This window comes from Streptomyces lincolnensis (assembly GCF_021173675.1).
In the GTDB taxonomy this organism is placed as follows: Bacteria; Actinomycetota; Actinomycetes; order Streptomycetales; family Streptomycetaceae; genus Streptomyces; species Streptomyces lincolnensis_B.
The window spans coordinates 239,832-260,085 of sequence record NZ_JAIHON010000008.1; the positions used below are offsets into that span (position 1 = coordinate 239,832).

At 72.8% G+C, this 20,254-nt stretch carries 19 protein-coding genes; 10 read left to right on the forward strand and 9 right to left on the reverse strand.

From position 1 onward, the window contains the following. Positions 1 to 41: 41 nt before the first annotated feature. The gene (locus tag K4B79_RS24870; protein ID WP_232029115.1) at positions 42 to 1,301 is read left to right on the forward strand and encodes an acyl-CoA dehydrogenase family protein; all 1,260 of its coding nucleotides are present in this window, start codon (positions 42 to 44) and stop codon (positions 1,299 to 1,301) included. Positions 1,302 to 1,337: 36 nt separating this feature from the next. Here K4B79_RS24870 and K4B79_RS24875 read toward each other — a convergent pair whose 3' ends face one another. After that, entirely contained in the window at positions 1,338 to 2,570 is a 1,233-nt protein-coding gene (locus K4B79_RS24875; protein ID WP_232029116.1) for an RNA-guided endonuclease InsQ/TnpB family protein, read from the reverse strand. A gap of 50 nt (positions 2,571 to 2,620) precedes the next feature. On the opposite strand from K4B79_RS24875, the gene K4B79_RS24880 reads away from it, so the two are divergent. Both K4B79_RS24880 and K4B79_RS24885 read left to right on the forward strand, forming a co-directional pair. Beyond that, positions 2,621 to 2,776 (forward strand): Arc family DNA-binding protein, encoded by a 156-nt coding sequence (locus tag K4B79_RS24880; protein ID WP_232029117.1) that lies wholly within the window; start codon positions 2,621 to 2,623, stop codon positions 2,774 to 2,776. 84 nt (positions 2,777 to 2,860) lie between these two features. Next, the gene (locus K4B79_RS24885) at positions 2,861 to 3,331 is read left to right on the forward strand and encodes a nitroreductase/quinone reductase family protein (protein ID WP_232029118.1); all 471 of its coding nucleotides are present in this window, start codon (positions 2,861 to 2,863) and stop codon (positions 3,329 to 3,331) included. A gap of 22 nt (positions 3,332 to 3,353) precedes the next feature. Here the strand turns inward: K4B79_RS24885 and K4B79_RS24890 are convergent, their stop codons facing one another. Beyond that, positions 3,354 to 3,977: a LysE family translocator gene (locus tag K4B79_RS24890; protein ID WP_232029119.1), complete on the reverse strand. Its 624-nt coding sequence runs from the start codon at positions 3,975 to 3,977 to the stop codon at positions 3,354 to 3,356. Positions 3,978 to 4,059: 82 nt separating this feature from the next. On the opposite strand from K4B79_RS24890, the gene K4B79_RS24895 reads away from it, so the two are divergent. Beyond that, entirely contained in the window at positions 4,060 to 4,512 is a 453-nt protein-coding gene (locus tag K4B79_RS24895; protein ID WP_232029120.1) for an Lrp/AsnC family transcriptional regulator, read from the forward strand. Positions 4,513 to 4,630: 118 nt separating this feature from the next. Here the strand turns inward: K4B79_RS24895 and K4B79_RS24900 are convergent, their stop codons facing one another. Beyond that, a complete protein-coding gene (locus K4B79_RS24900; RefSeq protein WP_232029418.1) occupies positions 4,631 to 5,266 on the reverse strand; it encodes a TetR family transcriptional regulator in 636 nt (211 codons plus the stop codon). A gap of 133 nt (positions 5,267 to 5,399) precedes the next feature. Between K4B79_RS24900 and K4B79_RS24905 the strand changes: the two genes are divergently transcribed. The 3 genes from K4B79_RS24905 to K4B79_RS24915 all read left to right on the forward strand — a co-directional run bounded on the left by K4B79_RS24905 (position 5,400) and on the right by K4B79_RS24915 (position 9,281). Then, positions 5,400 to 6,164 (forward strand): VOC family protein, encoded by a 765-nt coding sequence (locus K4B79_RS24905; RefSeq protein ID WP_232029121.1) that lies wholly within the window; start codon positions 5,400 to 5,402, stop codon positions 6,162 to 6,164. Positions 6,165 to 6,350: 186 nt separating this feature from the next. Beyond that, on the forward strand, positions 6,351 to 8,723 hold the full coding sequence (locus K4B79_RS24910; RefSeq protein ID WP_232029122.1) for an outer membrane protein assembly factor BamB family protein: 2,373 nt from the start codon (positions 6,351 to 6,353) through the stop codon (positions 8,721 to 8,723). A gap of 33 nt (positions 8,724 to 8,756) precedes the next feature. Further along, positions 8,757 to 9,281 (forward strand): hypothetical protein, encoded by a 525-nt coding sequence (locus tag K4B79_RS24915; RefSeq protein WP_232029123.1) that lies wholly within the window; start codon positions 8,757 to 8,759, stop codon positions 9,279 to 9,281. 18 nt (positions 9,282 to 9,299) lie between these two features. Here the strand turns inward: K4B79_RS24915 and K4B79_RS24920 are convergent, their stop codons facing one another. The 4 genes from K4B79_RS24920 to K4B79_RS24935 are packed head-to-tail and all read right to left on the reverse strand — an operon-like array spanning position 9,300 to position 12,642. Next, positions 9,300 to 10,268 (reverse strand): alpha/beta fold hydrolase, encoded by a 969-nt coding sequence (locus tag K4B79_RS24920; RefSeq protein ID WP_232029124.1) that lies wholly within the window; start codon positions 10,266 to 10,268, stop codon positions 9,300 to 9,302. A gap of 36 nt (positions 10,269 to 10,304) precedes the next feature. Then, positions 10,305 to 11,078 carry an enoyl-CoA hydratase/isomerase family protein gene (locus tag K4B79_RS24925; RefSeq protein ID WP_232029125.1) on the reverse strand — a complete coding sequence of 258 codons (774 nt, stop codon included), beginning with the start codon at positions 11,076 to 11,078 and terminating at the stop codon, positions 10,305 to 10,307. After that, positions 11,075 to 11,491 carry a Zn-ribbon domain-containing OB-fold protein gene (locus K4B79_RS24930; protein ID WP_232029126.1) on the reverse strand — a complete coding sequence of 139 codons (417 nt, stop codon included), beginning with the start codon at positions 11,489 to 11,491 and terminating at the stop codon, positions 11,075 to 11,077. The genes K4B79_RS24925 and K4B79_RS24930 overlap by 4 nt, the downstream gene beginning before the upstream one ends. Next, complete coding sequence (locus K4B79_RS24935) at positions 11,491 to 12,642, reverse strand: lipid-transfer protein (RefSeq protein WP_232029127.1); 1,152 nt, start codon at positions 12,640 to 12,642, stop codon at positions 11,491 to 11,493. The genes K4B79_RS24930 and K4B79_RS24935 overlap by 1 nt, the downstream gene beginning before the upstream one ends. A gap of 93 nt (positions 12,643 to 12,735) precedes the next feature. Here K4B79_RS24935 and K4B79_RS24940 point away from each other — a divergent pair, with 93 nt between their 5' ends. Continuing rightward, complete coding sequence (locus K4B79_RS24940; protein WP_232029128.1) at positions 12,736 to 14,301, forward strand: FadD3 family acyl-CoA ligase; 1,566 nt, start codon at positions 12,736 to 12,738, stop codon at positions 14,299 to 14,301. Between the two features lie 123 nt (positions 14,302 to 14,424). Here the strand turns inward: K4B79_RS24940 and K4B79_RS24945 are convergent, their stop codons facing one another. Both K4B79_RS24945 and K4B79_RS24950 read right to left on the reverse strand, forming a co-directional pair. After that, entirely contained in the window at positions 14,425 to 14,607 is a 183-nt protein-coding gene (locus tag K4B79_RS24945) for a hypothetical protein (RefSeq protein WP_232029129.1), read from the reverse strand. A gap of 220 nt (positions 14,608 to 14,827) precedes the next feature. Then, positions 14,828 to 17,785 carry an AfsR/SARP family transcriptional regulator gene (locus K4B79_RS24950; protein ID WP_232029130.1) on the reverse strand — a complete coding sequence of 986 codons (2,958 nt, stop codon included), beginning with the start codon at positions 17,783 to 17,785 and terminating at the stop codon, positions 14,828 to 14,830. A 232-nt stretch (positions 17,786 to 18,017) separates the two neighbouring features. Here K4B79_RS24950 and K4B79_RS24955 point away from each other — a divergent pair, with 232 nt between their 5' ends. Further along, positions 18,018 to 19,310, forward strand: a complete 1,293-nt coding sequence (locus K4B79_RS24955; protein WP_232029131.1) for an amidohydrolase family protein — start codon at positions 18,018 to 18,020, stop codon at positions 19,308 to 19,310. Then, a complete protein-coding gene (locus K4B79_RS24960; RefSeq protein WP_232029419.1) occupies positions 19,292 to 20,236 on the forward strand; it encodes an LLM class F420-dependent oxidoreductase in 945 nt (314 codons plus the stop codon). The genes K4B79_RS24955 and K4B79_RS24960 overlap by 19 nt, the downstream gene beginning before the upstream one ends. Positions 20,237 to 20,254 lie beyond the last annotated feature (18 nt).

A 20,254-nucleotide genomic window follows, 5' to 3' on the forward strand; every position in this document is an offset into this window, starting at 1 on the left:
GCTCCTAATATGACGGACCGTCAGATACGGAGGGAAGAGCCATGGACGCCAGCTTCACTCCCGAGCAGGACGGGATCCGCCGTACCCTCCGCGAGCTGCTCCGCAGCCGCCTGGGCCCGCACGAGCTGCGGGCCGCCGTCGACACCCCGGCCGGGCACGACCCCGCGCTGTGGACCGCCCTCGCCGAACAGCTCGGTCTGCCCGGCCTCGCCCTCCCCGACCGGTACGGCGGTGTCGGCGGCACGGTGACCGACCTCGCCCTCGCCTGCGAGGAGACGGGCCGCTTCCTCGCCCCCTCGCCCCTGCTCGCCACCGCCGTCCTGGTCGCGCCCCTCGTCCTCGCCCTCGGCACGGACGCCCAGCGCGCGGACCTGCTGCCCCGCCTCGCCTCCGGCACCCTCACCGCGACCCTCGCCGTCCCCGGCACCCACCTGGCCACGGCCCTCGCGCTCACGGGCGAGAACGGCGGGGGCGGCGGGAACCGCGAGAACGGCGGGAACCGCGAGGGGCGCGGCGAGAGCGGTGGAGGCGACTGGGCGGGAGGCGACTGGGCGGGCGGCGGTCGGGCCGGCGGAGTGCAGGCCACGCGGGCCGGCGACGGCTGGTGGCTGTACGGGCAGGCCGACCAGGTGCTCGACGGGCACAGCGCCGGGCTCCTCCTGGTCGCCGCGCACACCGGCGGCTTCGCCCGCTCCCGCACTCTCCTCTTCCTCGTGCCCGGCGACGCGCCCGGCCTCGTCCGGGTACGACAGACCGCCCTCGACCAGACCCGGCCGCAGGCACGCGTCCAACTGCGGCACGTGGACGCCGAGTTGCTGGGGGACGAGACCACCGGTGTCCTTCCCGCCCTCGCAGCCGCCGGGGACACCGCCGCCGCCGTCCTGGCCTGCGAGGCCGTCGGGGCCGCCGACCAGGCGCTGACGCGGACCGTGGAGTACGTGGGGCAGCGCGAGCAGTTCGGGCGGGCGATCGGGTCCTTCCAGGCGGTCAAGCACCGGCTGGCCGACGTGTACGTCCAGCTCCAGGCGGCCCGCTCGGCGGCGTACTACGCGGCCTGGGCCACCGCCCAGGGGGAGCGGGTCGGCGGCCTCGCCCTCGCCCAGGCCCTGGAGGCCCTGCGCACCGCCGCCGCCGAGGGCATCCAGCTGCACGGTGGCATCGGCTTCACCTGGGAACACGAGGCCCATCTGTACTTCAAGCGCGCCTCGGGCGACGAGCTGCTGTGCGGCCCGGTGCACCGGCTGCGGGCGCACGCCGCCGACACGGCACGGCTCTTCCGGGGCCAGGAGGTGACGGTTTGACGTCCTCCCCTCCCTGTAGGGGAGGGGATTCCTGGCTCAGGCTGCCTCCGGGAGCAGCGCTCCCGGGGGTCTTGCGCCCTCGACGCCAGCCGGGTTGAGACCAGCCCGGAGGAGCATCACGCGGGCGGAGTTCTTGTTCCTGGGGGACTCGGCTCCGCATGCGGTGCATGCGTAGGTTCGTTCGGAAAGGGGCAGTGCGTGCTTGGTTCTCGCTCCGCACGACGCGCAGTCCATGGTGGTGTAGGCAGGGTGCACGAGGCGGATGTCGCGTCCGTGCTTGCGGCCCATCTCGATCAGGGCCGTCTTGGTCGCGCCGATCGCCGCGTCGGCGGCTTTGCGGGCCATGGTGGACTTGGCGAGGAACTTCGGGCGGAAGTCCTCGACGGCGATGGCGTCGTGGTCGGTCACGACGCGCTTGGCCCACTTGCGGGCGGTGTCCTGCCGCTGCCGGGCGATCTTCGCGTAGACCTTGGCGCGGGATTTCTTGGCCTCGCGGTGGCCCTTCGAGGAGGCCTGTCCCTTCTTGGGTCTGCGGCGGGCGACCATCCGGTCGTACCGCGACAGCTTGGCCTGGGCCTTGCGTCCGTGCTGCGGGTGGGGCAGGTCGTGGGCGTCGGACGTGGTGGTCGCGGTTTCCTTGACGCCCCAGTCCACGCCGAGGACGGCGCCGGTGGCCGGGAGTGGCTGGACCTGCGCCGGGACGACGAACGAGGCGTACCAGTGGCCGATCGCATCGCGGTACACGCGTACCGACGAGGGCGCGGCCGGGAGGTCGCGGGACCACACGACGATCAGGGCGATGCCGCCCGCGAGGTGGAGGCGGCCGTCTTTCAGGCGGAAGCCGCGGGTGGTGTAGTTCAGCGTGGGCAGCGCCTCGCGCTTCTTCTTGTGCCGGGGCATCCCGGCGCGCTGCCGCATGGGCAGGCGCTCCTTGATGTCCTTCAGCGCCTTGGCGCGGGACTTCGCGAAGTCCCGGATGATCTGCTGCTGCGGCACCGAGGCGCCCTCGCGCAGCCACGCGTTCGCGCTACGGGCCCAGGTCGGCATCCTGTCCAGGCCCGCCGGGCCGCACACCAGCTTCTCCGCGTCCTCGGCAAGGGCCCGGTTGGCGGTGTGGGTCTGCTTCGACTTGGCGACGCATTCGTTCCAGATCCACCGGCAGCGGTCCCACTCGGCGAGCAGAGCCGTGCGGGCGGTCGACGACGCGCGGAGCCGGTAGGTGTACCGGGCGTGGCCCGCATCCCCCGAAGTCTTGCTTGGTGTCGCCATGGTGTCACCGTACCACTGTCGAGCCACTCGAAGCCCACTAGTGTGGAGTCATGGATGAAGAGAAGCGCATCACCCTCCGCCTGCCCGCCGACCTCCACGAATGGCTGGCCGGACAGGCCAGGTCCGCCCGCAGGTCCCTCAACTCCGAGATCGTCTACCGCCTGGAGGCCGAGCGAGCCGCCATGCCAGACACCGAATCGCCCTGACGGCGATTCGGCTCTCCCTGCCCTGCCCCGCAGGAGTGCAATTCCTCCCCGGACTGAAGGTCGGGGCATCCTCGGAGGCCTCCGGTGAACGGGATGCGGATCGTGCAGAAGATCTCCTCGCTGCGCGGCTTCGCCAAGGTCGCCCCGTACGTCTTCCCCGTGCTCGACAAGGCCGTCCACCGCCTCACCCGCGGTCGGCTGCTGGTCAGCGCCCAGGTGCTGCCGGGCCTGCTGCTGACCTCGACCGGCGCGCGGACCGGGCAGCGCCGGCGCACACCGCTGGCCTGCATGCCCGAGCGGGGCGGCGAGAGCTGGATCCTGATCGGCTCCAACTTCGGGCGGCCCGGCCATCCCGCCTGGACCGCCAACCTCCGCGCCCATCCCGACGCCGAGGTCAGCTGGAAGGGGCGGGACATCCCCGTCACGGCCCGGCTGCTGGAGGGGGAGGAGCGGGCGGCCGCGTGGAAGCAGGTGCTGGCCTTCTGGCCGCCGTACGCCACGTACCAGCGCCGGGTGGAGCGGGAGATACGGCTCTTTCGCATCGTACGACGCTGAAGGCCGCGGCCGGTCATGACGGCTACAGCGTCGCCAGCCGCTGTACCAGCAGGAACGCCCCGATCCCCAGCATCGCCGCCCCCGAGGTCCGGGTCACCGCCCGGGCCGCGGCCGGGCGGGCGCCGAGGAGGGCACGGGCGGTGACGCCGACGGTCAGGTAGACGGCGGCGCAGCAGGCCATGTGGAGGAGGCCGAGGGCGGCGGTCTGCGCGGCCACGGGCGGGTGCCCGCTCCCGGTCACCAGGAACTGGGGGAGGACCGACAGGTACAGCAGCAGTCCCTTGGGGTTGAGCCCGCTGATCGTGGCGCCGCGCAGGAAGACCCGGGCGCGGGATTCGGCCAGGTCCTCCCCGGCCGCCCCCGGGGTGCCGGGCCGGCGCAGCACGCTCCAGCCCAGCCACACCAGATACGCCGCCCCGGCCGCCGTCAGCGCGGTCAGCAGACCCGGCGAGCGCGCCACGAGGACCGCCAGCCCCGCCACGGCCAGCGCCGTGTGGAGCGCGTACCCGGCGACCAGGCCCGTCACCGCCCACGCCACCGACCGGCCGCGCAGCCCCGCCGAGATCGCGTACGCCCAGTCGGCGCCCGGTACGCACACCAGTAGCAGGTCGACGGCGAGGAAGGAGAGGAGCGTCGCGGAATCCATGGGGGCGAGATTAGGTGGGATCGGTCCGAATGTGTTGTCGAAGTTTGCCCATGATCCGCGAAAGTGAGGGAGAATTTCCCTCATGGATGACATGGACCGGAAGATTCTTGCCGAGCTTCAGCAGGACGGGCGGCTGACCGTGACCGAGCTGGCCGCCCGGGTGCGTCTGAGCGTCTCGCCGTGCCATCGGCGGCTGCGCGAGCTGGAGCGGTCGGGGGCCATCAGCGGCTACCGGGCGGTGGTGGACCGCACGGCCGTGGGGCTGGGCTTCGAGGCGCTGGTCTTCGTCTCGATGCGGCAGGAGGACCGGGACACCGTCGCCGGGTTCGAGCGGGCGGTCGGCGAGATCGCGGAAGTGGTGGATGCGCAGCGGCTGTTCGGGGAGCCGGACTACCTGCTGCGGATCGTCGCCGCCGACTTGGCCGCCTACCAGCGGCTGTACGACGAGCGGCTGGCGACGCTGCCGGGGGTGCAGCGGCTGAACTCGACGCTGGTGATGAAGCACGTCGTCAAGGACCGCCCGCTGCCCGCGTAGCGGGACCGCGCCACGCGCCCGTACAGCGCGACAGGCGGCAGTCCACCGGTGTGGACTGCCGCCTGCGTGACAGGACTTGGGCCGGAAAAAGATCCGTGGATATCTCTGGTCTCGGTCTCTACTTCGTCGGCTTCTTCCCCGTCACACCGAGGTGGACCAACAGCGCGAGGTTCGGCTTGAGTTCAGCCTGCTTCACGCCCCACGTCTGGAAACCCTTCTGATGGGAGGCCACGGCCGCGAGCATCGCGACGATCGAGCCCGCGACCGCCGCGGGGTTGACGTCCTTGTCGACCTTGCCCTTGGACTGAAGCTCGGTGACCGCGTCCGCGAGGGAGTTGTTGACCGAGTTCAGGATCTTCATACGGAGTTTGTAGAACCGCTTGTCCCCCTCGGCGGCCCCGAGGTCGACGACCCTGAGGATCGCGTCGTTGCGGCGCCAGAAGTCCAGGAAGCCGTCCACGAGTTCCTGCGCGGTCTGCCATCCGGCCTTGCCGACCCATGACCGGCCGGCCAGCAGCTCGGTCAACTGGCCGCCCTCGGTGGCCATTTGTTCGGCGATCTCCAGGACGGCGCCTTCGACGTCCGGGAAGTACTGGTAGAAGGTCGCGGGCGAAGTGCCCGCCTTCCGGGCGACATCGATGACCTTGACGTCCCGATAGGGGGAGGAGCTGAGCATCTCGCTGAGGCAGTCGAGCAGCTTCTGCCGGGTCGCCTGCCCACGCCGACCGGCCACGCGGCCGTCGACGGTACGCACTTGTCCTGTCATGCCGTCAGCTTACCGAGGGGTGATCGGAGCGCGATTCGGCCGACTGCAAATGGGGTGCACGGGCCCTTTGGGGCAGGTGCGCTGGTCTGCGCGTCGCGTGAGAGACCGTTACGTTGGCGACATGGCCGAAAACAGGGCATCGCGGTACGGAGAGGGCGTCTTCGGGGAGGGCGTCTTCGGGGAGGGCGTCCCCTGCTGGGTGGACGCGCAGCTTCCCGACATCGAGGCGGGCAAGCGGTTCTACGGTGAGCTCTTCGGGTGGACCTTCACCGACCCGCCGACGGCGTACGGCGGCTCCGTATGGGCGCATCAGGAGGGCAGGCCGGTCGCCGCGCTGGCCCGCAAGGCGGACGGCCGGCTGCCCAGTGTCTGGACGGTGTACTTCGCCACCCCGGACATCGAGGGCCTGGCCGACCGGGTCTGGGCGGCCGGCGGGCAGGTCGTCACCGCCCCCATGCCGGTCGGCGAGCTCGGCACCGCCGCCCTGGTCACCGACCCCGACGGCGCCGTCTTCGGCCTCTGGGAGGCGGGCACCCACGCCGGTTTCGGCGTACGGCACGAGCCGGGCACCTTCGCCTGGGCCGAGCTGTACGCCCGGGACACCGAGAGCGCCAACACCTTCTACGGCGGGCTCTTCCACGACGCCCTCTTCGGACCCGACGCCCACCCCGACTTCGGCCGCGCCCCGGTCTCCGACGTCTTCCCGCCGGAGATGCCGCCGCACTTCCTGGTCCACTTCCGGGTGGCGGACTGCGCGGAGGTCCTCGGCGCGGTGAACCGGCTCGGCGGACGCGTCCAGGCGCCACCCTTTGAGACGTCGTACGGCAGGGTGGCCGTCGTCACCGACAATCAGGGGGCGTCGTTCGCGGTGCTGGAGCGGCGGTAGTGGCGCCGAATCGGCGTTCAGTCCTGATTTGATGTGAGACACCCCATTCGTCACCGGGTTCGCAACCAGCGCCCCGGCCAGGAAGAATCGGGGTGCGTGCCGCCAGGGCGGTGCGGTGGTGAGACGCTGCACGCGGTCGTGTACATACGTGGGTGTGAGGCGGCGCGTACGGGGAGGTGGCAGGCAGTGGTGGATCAGCTGACACAGCACGATCCGCGGCGGATCGGACCGTTCGAGGTGCTGGGACGGCTGGGTGCCGGTGGCATGGGGCTGGTCTATCTCGCGCGCTCGGCGTCCGGCCGTCGGGTGGCGATCAAGACCGTCCGTACGGAACTCGCCGAGGACCAGCTCTTCCGGGTCCGCTTCACCCGTGAGGTGGAGGCCGCCCGGGCGGTCTCCGGCTTCTACACGGCGGCCGTGGTCGACGCCGATCCCCGCGCCGCCGTGCCGTGGCTGGCCACCGCGTACGTCCCGGCCCCCTCGCTCGAAGAGATAGTGAACGAGTGCGGGCCGCTCCCGGCCCAGGCGGTGCGCTGGCTGGCGGCCGGCGTGGCGGAGGCCCTCCAGTCCATCCACGGCGCCGGTCTCGTCCACCGCGACCTCAAGCCGTCCAACGTCCTGGTGGTCGAGGACGGCCCGCGGGTGATCGACTTCGGTATCGCCTCCGGCGTATCGAACACACGTCTGACCATGACGAACGTCGCCGTCGGCACCCCCGCCTACATGTCCCCCGAGCAGGCGAAGGACTCCCGCAGCGTCACCGGCGCGAGCGACGTGTTCTCGCTCGGCTCCATGCTGGTCTTCGCCGCCACCGGCCACCCGCCCTTCCACGGCGCCAACCCGGTCGAGACGGTCTTCATGCTGCTGCGCGAGGGCCCCGACCTCGAAGGACTCCCGGACGAGCTGCGTCCGCTGATCGAGTCCCTCATGCAGATGGAGGCCACCGGCCGCCCCAACCCGGCCGACCTCCAGGCCCAGCTGGCCCCCCACCTCTACGGCTCCGGCTCCGACGACAGCGGTACGGCGTCCGCGTGGCTGCCCGAGCGGGCGGTGAGCCTGATCGAGTCGCGGCGCGGCGGCCGGCCCGCGAAACCGGTGCAGAGCGGCGGCCGCAGCGCCGGTGGCCGGGTCGCTCCCGTGCCGCCCCCGCCGTCCCACGACCCCGTCGTCCCGGGCCCGGCGCCGTCCGCCGTGGCGCCCGTGCCCGCCGGCGGCCCCGACACCGGCCCGGTGCGCCTGGCGGGCGCCCAGGTGCCCATCGGACCCGGTCCGCGCGTCGCCGACGCCCGCGCCGCCGCCGTGAAGGCGCCCCCGCCGGAGGCCGGCCTGGTCGCCTCCTGGTCCAAGCCCCGCCCCGGCGTCAACGGCACCGACCCCGCCGTGGGCCCCGCCGTACCCGCGGCCCCCGCGCTGCCGCCGGAGACGGCGAGCGGCTGGCGGCCCTGGCGCTTCCGCATGTCGAACGACGTCTGGGGCACCCCCTCGGTCGCCGACGACCTGGTCTACGTCACCTCCTTCGAGGTGCACGCCCTGGACGTGGCCACCGGCCGCCGCCGCTTCAAGACACGGGACGTGGCCTGGTCGATGGCGGTCGCGGACGGCCGGATCCACGCCTCCGACGGACCCACCCTCTTCGCCCTGGAGGCCCGGGAGGGCGCCGACCTGTGGCGGCTGAACACCGACGCCTGGGTGTACTCCCTGAAGGCCGACCGGGGGACCGTGATCACCGGCACCCGCGGCGGCGGCGTACAGGGCTGGGAGGCGTCCAACGGACAGAAGCTGTGGGAGATCGCCGGCTGCCAGACCGACTTCGAGTCCCCCGAGGCGGGCCCGACCCTGCACGCGGGCACGGTCTACGCCTGGCAGGACGCCCGGCTGCGCGCCCTGGACGCCCGCACCGGCGAGGAGCGCTGGTCGTACCCGATCGGCGACGCGGCCTCCTGCGGCGGCGTACCGGTCCGGGTGGCCCCCGCGCAGGACGGCTATGTGTACGTCTCCGCCGGCACCCGGGTCCTCGCCCTGGACGTGGCGACCGGCCGGGTCCGCTGGCACTTCGAGGCCCCGGCGGTCTTCCTGTGCCCGCCGACCTTCGTACCGGGCCCGGCCGTCACCGGCGGCGGCATCTACCTCGCCGACTACCTGGGCACGGTCTACGCCCTCGACGCCACCGACGGCCGCGACCGCTGGCGTATCGCCACCGAGGCGCGTTCCTCGGTCGACCCGGTCCTGGTGGCCGCGGGCCACGTCCACGTCGGCAGCGGCAAGGGCCTCTACACGCTCGACGCCGTCACCGGCACTCCCAAGTGGCGCTTCCAGGCCGGCGGGGACATCGTGGGCGCCCCCGCCGTCGCGGAGGGCCGGATCCACTTCGGCTCCACCGACCACCTGCTGTACACCCTCAAGGCCGACGACGGCCGCCTGCGCTGGAAGCTGGCCACCGGCGGCGAGATCACCGGCTCCCCGGTCGTCAGGGACGGGGTCGTGTACGCGTGCAGCAAGGACCGCTGCGTGTACGCCCTGGACGCGGAGAAGGGAACCGGAACGGCCCGTACCGCGTGAGGCGGGCGCCGCGGGCGTCGCTACAGTGATCACATGCGGACACGGGGGCGTGCACGGCGTGCACTCAGGCTGACGGCGGTCGTCGCGATGATGGGGCTGGCGCTGACCGGCTTCTCGACGGGCCGCGGCCACGGCCACAAGAGCGGGAGCGGCGGCGACGGCGGCGGGGGCGGATGCAGCAGCTCCAGCCAGAACCACAACGGTTCCTCGTCGTACAACGGCTCGTACAACGGCTCGAACTCCAGCAGCACCTCTGGCGGTACCGGCACCGGCAGCAGCAGGGCGCTGAGGGACGGGACGGCCCGGCTGGTCAGCTGCGCGACCGAGACGCGTCCCTACGCGACGGTCGAGATCACGAACCCGAACAACCGGGCGGCCGAGTTCCAGGCCGCGGTCACCTTCTACGACGACAAGGGCGGCATGCTCTTCTACGGCAGCTCCGTCACCGTCCGCGTCCCCGCCGACGGCACCGCGAAGACCCGGGTGGAGCTCGGCAAGCAGCTCGTGACGTCGGTCGCCCGCTGCGAGGCCGACCCGGAGGCCGACCTCATGAGCTGAGCGCTCGTGCGCCGGCGGTCAGCCGCGCAGCCCGGTCAGGAACTCCACCAGCGCCGCGTTCACCTCGGCCGGCCTCTCCTGCTGGGTCCAGTGGCCGCAGCCCGGCAGGACGATCGGGTCGCGGACCAGGTTGGGCATCGAGCGGGGGAGCGCGGCGATGAGTTCGGGCGTGCCCGGGAAGGCCGGGACCAGGTCGCGGTCGCCGTACATGTAGAGGGCGGGCGGGCTGACGACGGCGCCGTGCCAGGGGGCGGTGAGCTCCCAGTTGCGGTCGAGGTTGCGGTACCAGTTGAGGGCGCCGGTGAAGCCCCGGGCGAAGCTGTCGGTGAGCTCGTCGAGGTCCTGCTCGGTGAGCCAGTCGGGCAGCGTCTCGGGGTCCGGGCTGTCCGCGAGCCAGCCGCGCTCCAGGTCGGCGACGAGGGCCTGCTCGTAGCGGCCGGCCGTGGGGGAGTCGCCCGAGGCGCCGTAGAGGAGCTTGCGCAGCGTGGTGCGGGTGTCCTTGCCGAACTCGGCGTCGGCCGCGCCCGGCAGGTTGAAGTAGTTCCAGTAAAAGTGCCCGTCGAACCGCTCCCGCATGGCCTGGAGCGGCGGCCGCTCCCCGCGGAACGGCGGCGGCACGCTCAGCCCCGCCACCCCGCGCACCACGTCGGGCCGCAGCAGCGCGGTGTGCCAGGCCACCGGGGCGCCCCAGTCGTGCCCGACGACGAACGCCCGCTCCTCGCCGAGCGCGTGGATCAGGCCGATCACGTCACCGACCAGGTGGAGGATGCTGTACGCGCTCACGTCCTCGGGACGGTCGCTGCGGCCGTACCCGCGCTGGTCGGGCGCGACCACCCGGAACCCGGCGGCGGCCAGCGGCGCGAACTGGTGGCGCCAGGAGTGCCAGGACTCGGGGAAGCCGTGCAGGAGCACCACGAGGGGGCCCTCGCCCTGCTCCGCGATGTGCAGCCGGATGCCGTTCACGTCGACCATGCGATGTTCAACCATGAGCCGAGCATACGCCTGTACAGGACATCTAAATTGCTAACGCAATCTGTACGTGCGCTGTCGGGCCCGGAAGAGTTCGGCCTGCCGCTCGCCGGGCAGATTGCCCAGCGCGACGAGATGTGGCGCCTGCGCGAACCCCTGGGTGAGAGCGGCCTCCTTCGCCGCCCACAGTGCGCGCACGGTGCCCTGCACCGCCTCCGTCGGATGCCCGGCGATCACCGCGGCCACCGCCGTCGCGGCCGCCAACGCGCCGCCCGGCTCGGTGAGTTCGGTGACCAGCCCGACGGCGTGCGCCCGGTGCGCGGACAGCCGTTCGGCCGTTCCCGTCAGTGCCGTGCGGGCCGCCTCCCCGTGGGGCATCAGCTGGGCCATGAGGACCGACTCGTAGGCGCTGACCATGCCGTACGTGGTGTGCGGGTCGAAGAACTCCGCGGTGGTGTCCGCCACCAGGAAGTCGCTCTCGCCGAGCAGATAGAAGGCCCCGCCGCAGGCCATTCCGCGCACGGCCGCGATCACCGGTTTCCACAGGTCGTTGGACTTCGGCCCGACGCGCAGCAGCGGATCGTCCGCCATGTACGGCGACTCCGGCTGCGGCACCGCCGCGTCCCGGTCGATCCCGGTGCAGAAGGCGCGCTCCCCGGCCCCGGTGAGCACCACGGCCCGCACGGACGCGTCGAACCGCACCTCCCGCCACACCGCCCTGAGTTCCTCCACCGTCGCCAGGTCGATCGCGTTGAGCCGCTCCGGCCGGTCGAGGGTGACGACCGCGACCCCGGTGTCCTTGTCGGTGTCCAGGCGCACGGCGCTCACGGCCGCTCCAGGACCCACTGGGGCAGCCCGTCCGGACCGAAGACCACCCGCACTCCGGCGCCGATCCGGATCCGGTCCGCGGGAAGGGAGTTCAGCGGTGCTCCCGCCTCGCGGACCAGGTTGCCCACCAGCCGGATCCGCGGCGCCTCGGCCAGCTCGACCACGACCACGTTGTACGGCGCCTGCTCCGCGTACCCGGGCAGCAGGGGCGGATGGGGGACGACGTAGGACCAGATCCGCCCGCGCCCCGACACCGGGCGCCACTCGCTCGCGAAGGACTGGCAGTGCGGGCAGCACGGGCGGGGCGGGAAGCGGAGTTCGCCGCAGTCGGCGCACGCCTGGACGCGCAGCTCGCCCCGGGCGGCGTACTCCCAGAAGGGGGCGCCGTCGGTGTCCACGACCGGGTTCAGCATCAGGGGCTCCTCAGCAGCAGGGCCGAGGTGGGGACCCCTTCCCCGGCGGTGACCAGACAGGAAGCGGCCCCCGGGACCTGGGCGGTGCTGGTGCCGCGGAGTTGCTTCACGCCCTCGGTGAGGAGGTTGAAGCCGTGCACGTACGCCTCGCTGAGCCCGCCGCCCCCGGTGTTGATCGGCAGCCGGCCGCCGATCTCCAGGGCGCCCCCCTCGGTGAACGCCCCTCCCTCTCCCCTCCCGCAGAAGCCGTAGCCCTCCAGGGAGAGGGGGACGAGCGCGGTGAACGCGTCGTAGATCTGGGCGACGTCGATGTCCTCGGGGGTGAGGTCGGCGTGCTTCCACAGGTGCCGGGCGGCGGTCCAGGCGGGGCCGGTGAGCGGGTCGTCGTTCCAGTAGTTGACCATGCCGTGGTGCTGGGCGGGCAGCCCCTGGGCGGCGGAGTGGACGTAGACGGGCCGGTGGCGGCAGTCCCTCGCGCGTTCCCTCCCTACGACCACGCACGCCAACGCCCCGTCCGATTCGAGGCAGTTGTCGAAGAGGCAGAGGGGCTCGCTGATCCAGCGGGAGGTCATGTACATCTCGCGGGTCAGCGGGCGGTCGTACATGATCGCGGCGGGGTTCTGGTTGGCGCGGTTGCGGCAGGCCAGGGCGACGTTGAAGAGGTGGTCGCGGGTGGCGCCGTGCTCGTGGAGGTAGCGGCGGGTGAGCATGGCTATCTCGTCCACGGGCCTGAGCAGCCCGAAGGGGCGGGTCCACTGGGCGGGGGTGGGCAGTTGGACGGTGGTGTCGGTCCAGGGGCGGGGTCCGGAGCCGCGCTTGCGGGACCGCCAGGCCACCCCCACCGTCGCCTGTCCGGCCGCGATGGCGGTGGCGAGGTGGGCGACGGTGGCGCAGGAACCGCCGCCGCCGTAACCGGCCTTGCTGAAGAAGGTGAGGTCGCCGAGGCCGACGGCCTTGGCGAGTTCGACCTCGTCGGTCTCCTCCATCGTGAAGGAGGCGAGCGCGTCGACCTCCGAGGGGGCGATCCCGGCGTCGTCGAGGGCGGCGAGGACGGCCCGGCAGGCGAGGGTCTTCTCGTCCTCGGGGAGGTGCTTGGCGAACGGGGTCTGGCCGATGCCGACGATCGCGGTGGCGTCCTTGAGTCCGGCCATGCGCACACCTCCACACTGCCGAAGGGCTGCTGACAGGTCGTCAGGGTACAGCTAATCTGACGGGTAGTCAGCTCCGGGGTTGGGAGGCGTGCCGTGCGCGGAGACGTTCAGTGGGGCAGCATTCCGGGACTCGTCCGGTCGGCGGCCGAGCACTATCCGGACGTCGAGGCGGTGGTGGAGGGCCGTACCCGGATCACGTACGCCGAACTCGGCACCCGTATCGAGCGGTCGGCCGCCGCGTGCATGGCGAGCGGTGTCGAGCCCGGCGACCGGGTCGCGATCTGGGCGCCGAACTCGCTGGACTGGATCGTGGCCGCGCTCGGCGCGGTCTCGGCGGGCGCGGTGCTCGTCCCGCTCAACACCCGCTTCAAGGGCGCCGAGGCGGCGGACGTGCTGCGGCGCAGCGGGGCGCGGCTGCTGTTCGTGACCGGCACCTTCCTCGGCACCTCGTACGTGGCCTCGCTGCGCCGCGCGGTCGCGCGGGGGCCGGGGCTGCCGGACCTGGAGCAGGTGGTGGTGCTGTCGGACGACGCCCCGGCCGACTACCGCACCTGGAAGGACTTCCTGGCGGGCGGGGACGGGGTGGAGACGGCCGAGGTACGGGCCCGGGCGTCGGAGATACACCCGGAGACGCCCTCGGACATCGTCTACACCTCCGGTACGACGGGCCGCCCCAAGGGCGCGGTCATCACCCACGCGCAGACCCTGCGGGCGTACGGCGTCTGGTGCGACCTGGCGGGCCTCAGGCAGGGCGACCGCTACCTCGTCGTGAACCCCTTCTTCCACACCTTCGGCTACAAGGCCGGGGTGCTCGCCTGCCTGATGCGCGGCGCGACGATGATCCCGCAGCCGGTGTTCAACGTCGGCACGGCCCTGGCGAACATCGCCGCGGAACGCGTCTCCGTCCTGCCGGGCCCGCCGACCCTCCACCAGTCGCTCCTTGACCACCCGGCGCGCGACTCCTACGACCTCTCCGCCCTGCGGCTCGTCGTGACCGGTGCGGCGGTGGTGCCGTTGCGGCTGGTCGAACGCCTGCGGGGCGAACTGGGCGTGGAGACGGTCCTGACCGCGTACGGCCTCTCGGAGGCGAGCGGCATCGTGACGATGTGCCGGCGCGAAGACCCCCTGCCGGTGATCGCCTCGACCTCCGGCCGCGCGATCCCCGGCACCGAGGTCCGCGTCGAGGCACCGCCCGGCGAGCCCGGCGAGGTCCTGGTCCGCGGCTTCAACGTCATGCGCGGCTACTACGACGACCCGGCCGGCACCGCCGAGGTCCTGTCCACGGACGGCTGGCTCCGCACCGGCGACGTAGGCGTCCTCGACTCCTACGGCAACCTCCGCATCACCGACCGGATCAAGGACATGTTCATCGTCGGCGGCTTCAACGCCTACCCCGCCGAGATCGAGCAACTCCTCGGCCTCCACCCGGACGTGGCCGACGTCGCCGTCATCGGCGTCCCGGACCCGCGTCTCGGCGAGGTCGGCAAGGCGTACGTCGTCCGCCGCCCGGGAGCCGTGCTGTCCGGCGACGACCTGATCGCCTGGGCGCGCCGGGAGATGGCCAACTACAAGGTGCCGAGGGCGGTGGAGTTCGTGGGGGAGCTGCCGCGGAACGCTAGCGGGAAGGTGGTGAAGGGGGAGTTGCGCGAGGTGGGTTGAGACCCGGGGCCGGACACGACTGTGGGGCCGGGTCCCCCGACCCGGCCCCACAGTGCGTCACCTCGGCCGCGGCGGCTCCCCCTCCGCGCCGCCGCGGCCGGTCCCCGTCTTCGAGGTGGCTCGTCAGGCGGGATTGTCCGTGGCGTGGATGTTCTCCGTGCCCACCTCGGTGTTCTCGTCCGCCTTCAGCGGGTTCGCCGTGACCGGCTCGCTCGTGGCGTGGATGTTCTCCGTGCCGACGGCGGTCTCGTCCTCGGTGCCCGTGGCGTGGATGTTGTCGGTGCCGGTGCTGTTGTCGTCGCTCATGTTGACTGCCTCCCCTGACAGTTCGGTGCCCTGCAGATGACCGCCCGCCCGGCGACTCCCCCGAGGGCCGCCGGACAGGCGTAGGACCGTTCACCGTAGTGCAACGGCCCAGGTCGCCCCGCATGCCCCCCGACGCGACGGAACGACAGGACCGAGAGTGCCGGGCGGCGATAAACGAACGATGAACGCCTGTCCGGGCGGCCGTTTCGGCGTCGTGCTCTCAGGCCACCGCGAGCGGGTTGAGCAGGGAGCGGACCGTGTCGGCCTCGGGGGCGCCCAGTGCCTCGAACACCTCCAGCGCGTCCTGCCAGCAGACCTGTGAGCGGCCGACCTGCCCGATGCCGCTGAGCGCGTGGCCGAGGACGACGAGGACGTTGGCCCGCCGCCAGTCGCCCCCGATGCCGCGCAGCACGGTCAGCGCCGTCTCGGCGTTCGACGCGGCCTGGGCCGGGCGCCGGGCGGCGAGGTCGACCTCCGCGAGCCGGAACAGGGACATGCCCTCCCACAGCCGCTGCCGGCTGTCCTGGAACACCGTCAGCGCCTCCTGGAGCCGGGCCGCCGCCTCCGGGAGCGCGCCGTGCTGGGTGAGGGCGAGCCCGAGGGCGTAGCGGCCGTTGGCGCCCTTGAGGGCGTGCCCCATGGCGTCGTACATCTGAGTGCCCTGCCGGGCCAGGGCCACCGCGCTCTCGGTGCGGCCGGTGGCCAGGTGGATGCGGGAGAGGTTGCACAGGGCGCTCGCCTCGCCGGGGCGGTCGTCGCAGGACCGGAAGCCCTCGATGGCGCGGGCGAGATGGGCCTCGCCGTCGTCGTGGCGGCTCTGGTAGAGCGCGATCACGCCGAGGATGTTGGACGACCAGCAGCTCGCCAGCGGGTCGTGCGAGCCGGCGGTCAGCTCCCGGGCCCGGGCGGCCTCCTCGTCGGCCAGGTCGAAGCGGCCGGTGACGCTGTGGGCGTAGGCCAGGGTGATCAGCGCCCGTGCCTCCGCGCGCCGGTCCCCGGCCTCCCGGGCCGCCTCGCGCAGTGCCGAGGCGACCTGCTCGTACGCCTTGGAGTTGGTGCCCGACTCGGCCAGGTCCACGGCGGCCCACAGCACGTCCACGGCCCGCCGGAGCAGGTCCGTGCCCGCGCACTGGCGGACGCAGGCCAGCAGGGACACCGCCTCCGCGTACAGCCAGTCCTGTGCCCGGTGCCGGTCGGCGAAGGCCAGGCCCGGGTACTCGGGGGTGGCCAGGTGGTCGACGAGCCGGTCGCCGGGGCGCTCCAGGACGTACACGCCGGCCGCCGTGGCCAGGTAGAAGTCCAGCAGCCGGGACATCGCCGCGTGCCGCTCGCTCGGCGGCCACTCGTCCCGCTCGGCGCACGCACGCGCGTAGAGCCGCACCAGATCGTGGTAGCGGTAGCGGCCGGGAGCCGCCGATTCCAGCAGGGACGTGTCGACGAGGGCCTCCAGCAGGTCCTCGGTGTCCTCCACGGGCAGGTCGAGCACCGCCGCGGCGGCGGCCAGGGAGATGTCGGGGCCGTCGGCCAGGCCAAGGAGGCGGAAGGCGCGGGCCTGGGCGGGCTCCAGCTGGCCGTAGCCGAGCTCGAAGGTGGCCTTGACGGCGAGGTCGCCGGCCTGGAGCTCGTCCAGGCGGCGGCGCTCGTCGGCCAGCTTGGCGGCGAGCACCGACACCGTCCAGGTGCGGCGGGCGGCGAGCCGGGAGGCGGCGATGCGGATGGCGAGGGGCAGGAAGCCGCAGGCCGCCACCACGTCCAGCGCGGCGTCCCGCTCGGAGCCGACCCGCTCCTCGCCGACGATCTTGGTGAACAGGGAGAGGGCCTCCTCGGGGGACATCACGTCGAGGTCGACCAGGTGGGCTCCGGCGAGGTCGACCATCCGGACCCGGGAGGTGATCAGGGCCGCGCAGCCCTCGGTGCCGGGCAGCAGCGGCCGGACCTGGGCGGCGTCCCGCGCGTTGTCCAGCAGTACCAGCACCCGGCGGCCGTCCAGGACCGAGCGGTACAGCGCCGCCCGTTCCTCCAGCGAGTCGGGGATCGCCGAGTCGGCGGTGCCCAGCGCCCGCAGGAAGGAGCCGAGGACCGTCTCCGGTTCGGCCGAGCGGGCTCCGGCGCCCTGGAGGTCGACGTAGAGCTGGCCGTCCGGGAAGGCGGTCCGGGCCTGGTGAGCCACGTGCACCGCGAGCGTGGTCTTGCCGACGCCTCCGATGCCCGCCAGCGCCGACACCGCCATCACGCGGCCCTCCGCGGAGGCCAGCACCTCGCCCAGCTCGGAGACGAAGGCGGCGCGGCCGGTGAAGTCCGGAACGGTGGCGGGGAGCTGGGCCGGGCGGACGGCGACGGGCGCGGGCTCGGCCAGCGGGGCCGACGGCTCCGCGAGGGCCGGGTCGGCCTGGAGGATGCGGCGCTGGAGTTCGCGGAGCCCGGGCCGCGGGTCCACGCCCAGTTCGTCGGCGAGGAGGCGGCGGGTGTCCGCGTAGACGGCCAGGGCCTCGGCCTGGCGGCCGCTGCGGTACAGGGCGAGCATCAGGAGTTCGCGCAGGCGCTCACGCAGGGGGTGCGCGGCCGTCAGGGCGGTGAGTTCGCTGATCGCCTCCGCGTGGCAGCCCTGTTCCAGGTCCATGTCCAGGCGGGTTTCGAGGAGTTGCAGGCGCCACTCCTCCAGGCGGACCCGCTGGGCCTCCGCGTACGGGCCCGGCACCCCGGCCAGCACCTCGCCGTCCCACAGGGCCAGGGCCCGGCCGAGGACGTCCCGGGCGTGGCACAGGTCCCCGGCGTTCTTCGCCTTCTCCGCCTCGGTCGCCAGGTCCTGGGCGACGGCCAGGTCCAGGGCGCCCTCGGGCAGCCCGCGGATCGCGTACCCGCCGGACTCGCTCACCAGGACCCCGGGGTCCAGCACCTTGCGCAGCCGGGACGCGTACGTGCGCACCGCCGCCAGCGCCTGCGAGGGCGGATCCTCGCCCCACAGGGCGTCGATCAGCTCGCCCGCGGTCGCCGTGCGGCCCTCGCGCAGCAGCAGGGCGGCGAGCAGGGCGCGTTGCTGGGGGGAGCCGGTGCTCAGTGCCTCCTCGCCGCGCCAGGCGCGTACGGGTCCGAGCACGCCGAAGCGCAGCAGCGCGGTCACCGCCTCCTCCTCGGAGCCGGGACGCCACTGCTTCGGCACGCGCGGTACACCGTCCATCACCGTCGTCCCCCTAGGTCACTGAGCCACCCCGCCAGTTTGCCTTGTTCATGGCAGATGCGTCAGCTGTGGAGAGAGCCATCACAGCGAGGCGCGCGGTATATCACAAGGCCCTCACGCACTCTCCGCACACATCCGCACAGGAACCACCATGACCAGGGGCGGGGGACGGGCGAACCGGGTCCGGTCCGCACAGCTGACGGGTCGTCAGATCGGCGCTACCGTGAGCGCCATGGAGACCAGCATCGAGACCGGCATCGAGACCGGCACGCAGACCGGTACGCAGACCGGCACGGCGAACGACGCGACCTTCCCCCTGATCATCTCCGTCGACGACCACACCGTGGAGCCCGCCACCGTGTGGCAGGACCGGCTCCCGAAGAGGTACCTGGACACCGGTCCGCGCATAGTCCGCGCGCCGCTGAAGGAGATGTCCTTCCTCGGTGGCCGGTTCCGGCCCGTGATGGGCGCCCCCGGCGACGACGGCCCCATCGGCGACTGGTGGGTCTACGAGAACCTGCACCGGCCCCTCACCCGCCTCGACACGGCGGTCGGCTACAGCAGGGACGAGATCAGGCTGGAGATCATCACCTACGAGCAGATGCGGCCCGGCTCCTACGACGTGCCCGCCCGCCTCGCCGACATGGACGTCAACCACGTACAGTCCGCGCTCTGCTTCCCCACCTTCCCGCGCTTCTGCGGCCAGACCTTCACCGAGGCCCAGGACCACGAACTGGGCCTGCTCTGCGTCCAGGCCTACAACGACTGGATGCTGGAGGAGTGGTGCGGCCCCGACGCGCGGGGACGGCTCATACCCCTCCCGCTCATCCCCCTGTGGGACGCCGAACTCGCCGCCGCCGAGGTCCGCCGCAACGCCGCCCGCGGGGCCCGTGCCGTCGCCTTCTCGGAGATCCCCCCGCACCTCGGCCTGCCCTCCGTCCACACCGACGACTGGGACCCCTTCCTCGCCGCCTGCGACGAGACCGGCACGGTGGTCGCCATGCACATCGGCTCCTCCAGCCGCATGCCCTCCACCTCCGCCGACGCCCCGCCCGCCGTCGGCTCCACCATCACCTTCGCCAACTGCTGCTTCTCGATGGTCGACTGGCTGATGAGCGGCAAGTTCGAGCGCTTCCCCAACCTCAAGGTCATGTACGCGGAAGGCCAGATCGGCTGGATCCCGTACATCCTGGAGCGCGCCGACGTCGTCTGGGAGGAGAACCGCGGCTGGGGCGGCGTCGCCGACAAGGTCCACCGGCCCCCGTCCGAACTCTTCGCCGAGCACGTCTACGGCTGCTTCTTCGACGACGCCTTCGGCCTGCGCAGCCTCGACTCCATCGGCGTCGGCAACGTCCTCTACGAGACCGACTACCCCCACTCCGACTCCACCTGGCCCAAGTCCCGCGAGGTCGGCGAGGCCCAGATGGGCCACCTCGCCCCGGACGTCGTGGAACGGATCGTGCGGGGGAACGCGATCGAGCTGCTGGGGCTCACCAAGGACGGCCTCTGGGACGGGCCGCGGTGAGCCTGGCGTACGGCATCCAGCTCCCCGTCCAGTCCCAGAGCACGCTCTACGCCGAACCCTGGGAGGCCGCCGCGGGACCCGTCGATCTTGTCGAGATCGCCCGTGCGGCCGACCGGGCCGGGTTCGCGTACGTGGCGAGCTGCGACCATGTGGCGATTCCGCGCCGTCTCGCGGCCGCGATGGGGACGGTCTGGTACGACCCCGTGGCCACCCTCGCCTTCCTCGCGGGGGTGACCGAGCGGGTCCGGCTGCTCAGCCATGTGGCGGTGGTGGGGCTGCGGCACCCCCTGCTGACCGCGAAGCAGTACGCCACGCTCGACCACCTCAGCGGGGGGCGGCTGATCCTCGGGGTCGGGGCCGGGCACGTACGGGAGGAGTTCGAGGCGCTGGGCGTCGGCTTCGAGCGGCGCGGGGCCGTGCTGGACGAGTCGGTCGACGCGCTGCGGGCCGCCCTCGGGCCCGAGGAGTTCCCCGAACACCACGGCAAGCTCTACGACTTCGAGGGCCTCGCCCAGCGGCCCCGGCCCGCCCAGGAGCGCGTCCCCGTGTGGGTCGGCGGATCGTCCCCCGCCGCCGTACGCCGTGCCGCGCTCAAGGGGGACGGCTGGCTGCCGCAGGGGGATCCGCGGGACCGGCTGCCCGCGCAGATCGCCACGCTGAAACGGCTGCGGGCGGAGGCGGGGATCGAGGAGCCCCTCACGGTCGGCGCGATCGCCGAACCGCTGTACGTCGGGGAGCCCGGGTGGGAGGTCGGCCGGCGGACCCTCGCCGGGAGCCCCGGGGAACTCGCCGAGTCGCTGCGGGCGTACTCCGCGATGGGTGTGGACCAGATCCAGGTGCGCTTCCGCAGCCGGAGCCGTACCGAACTCACGGACCAGATCGCGGCGTTCGGGGAGCAGGTGGGCCCACAGCTCTTGAAGATTTGAACATGTCCACGCCGGGTC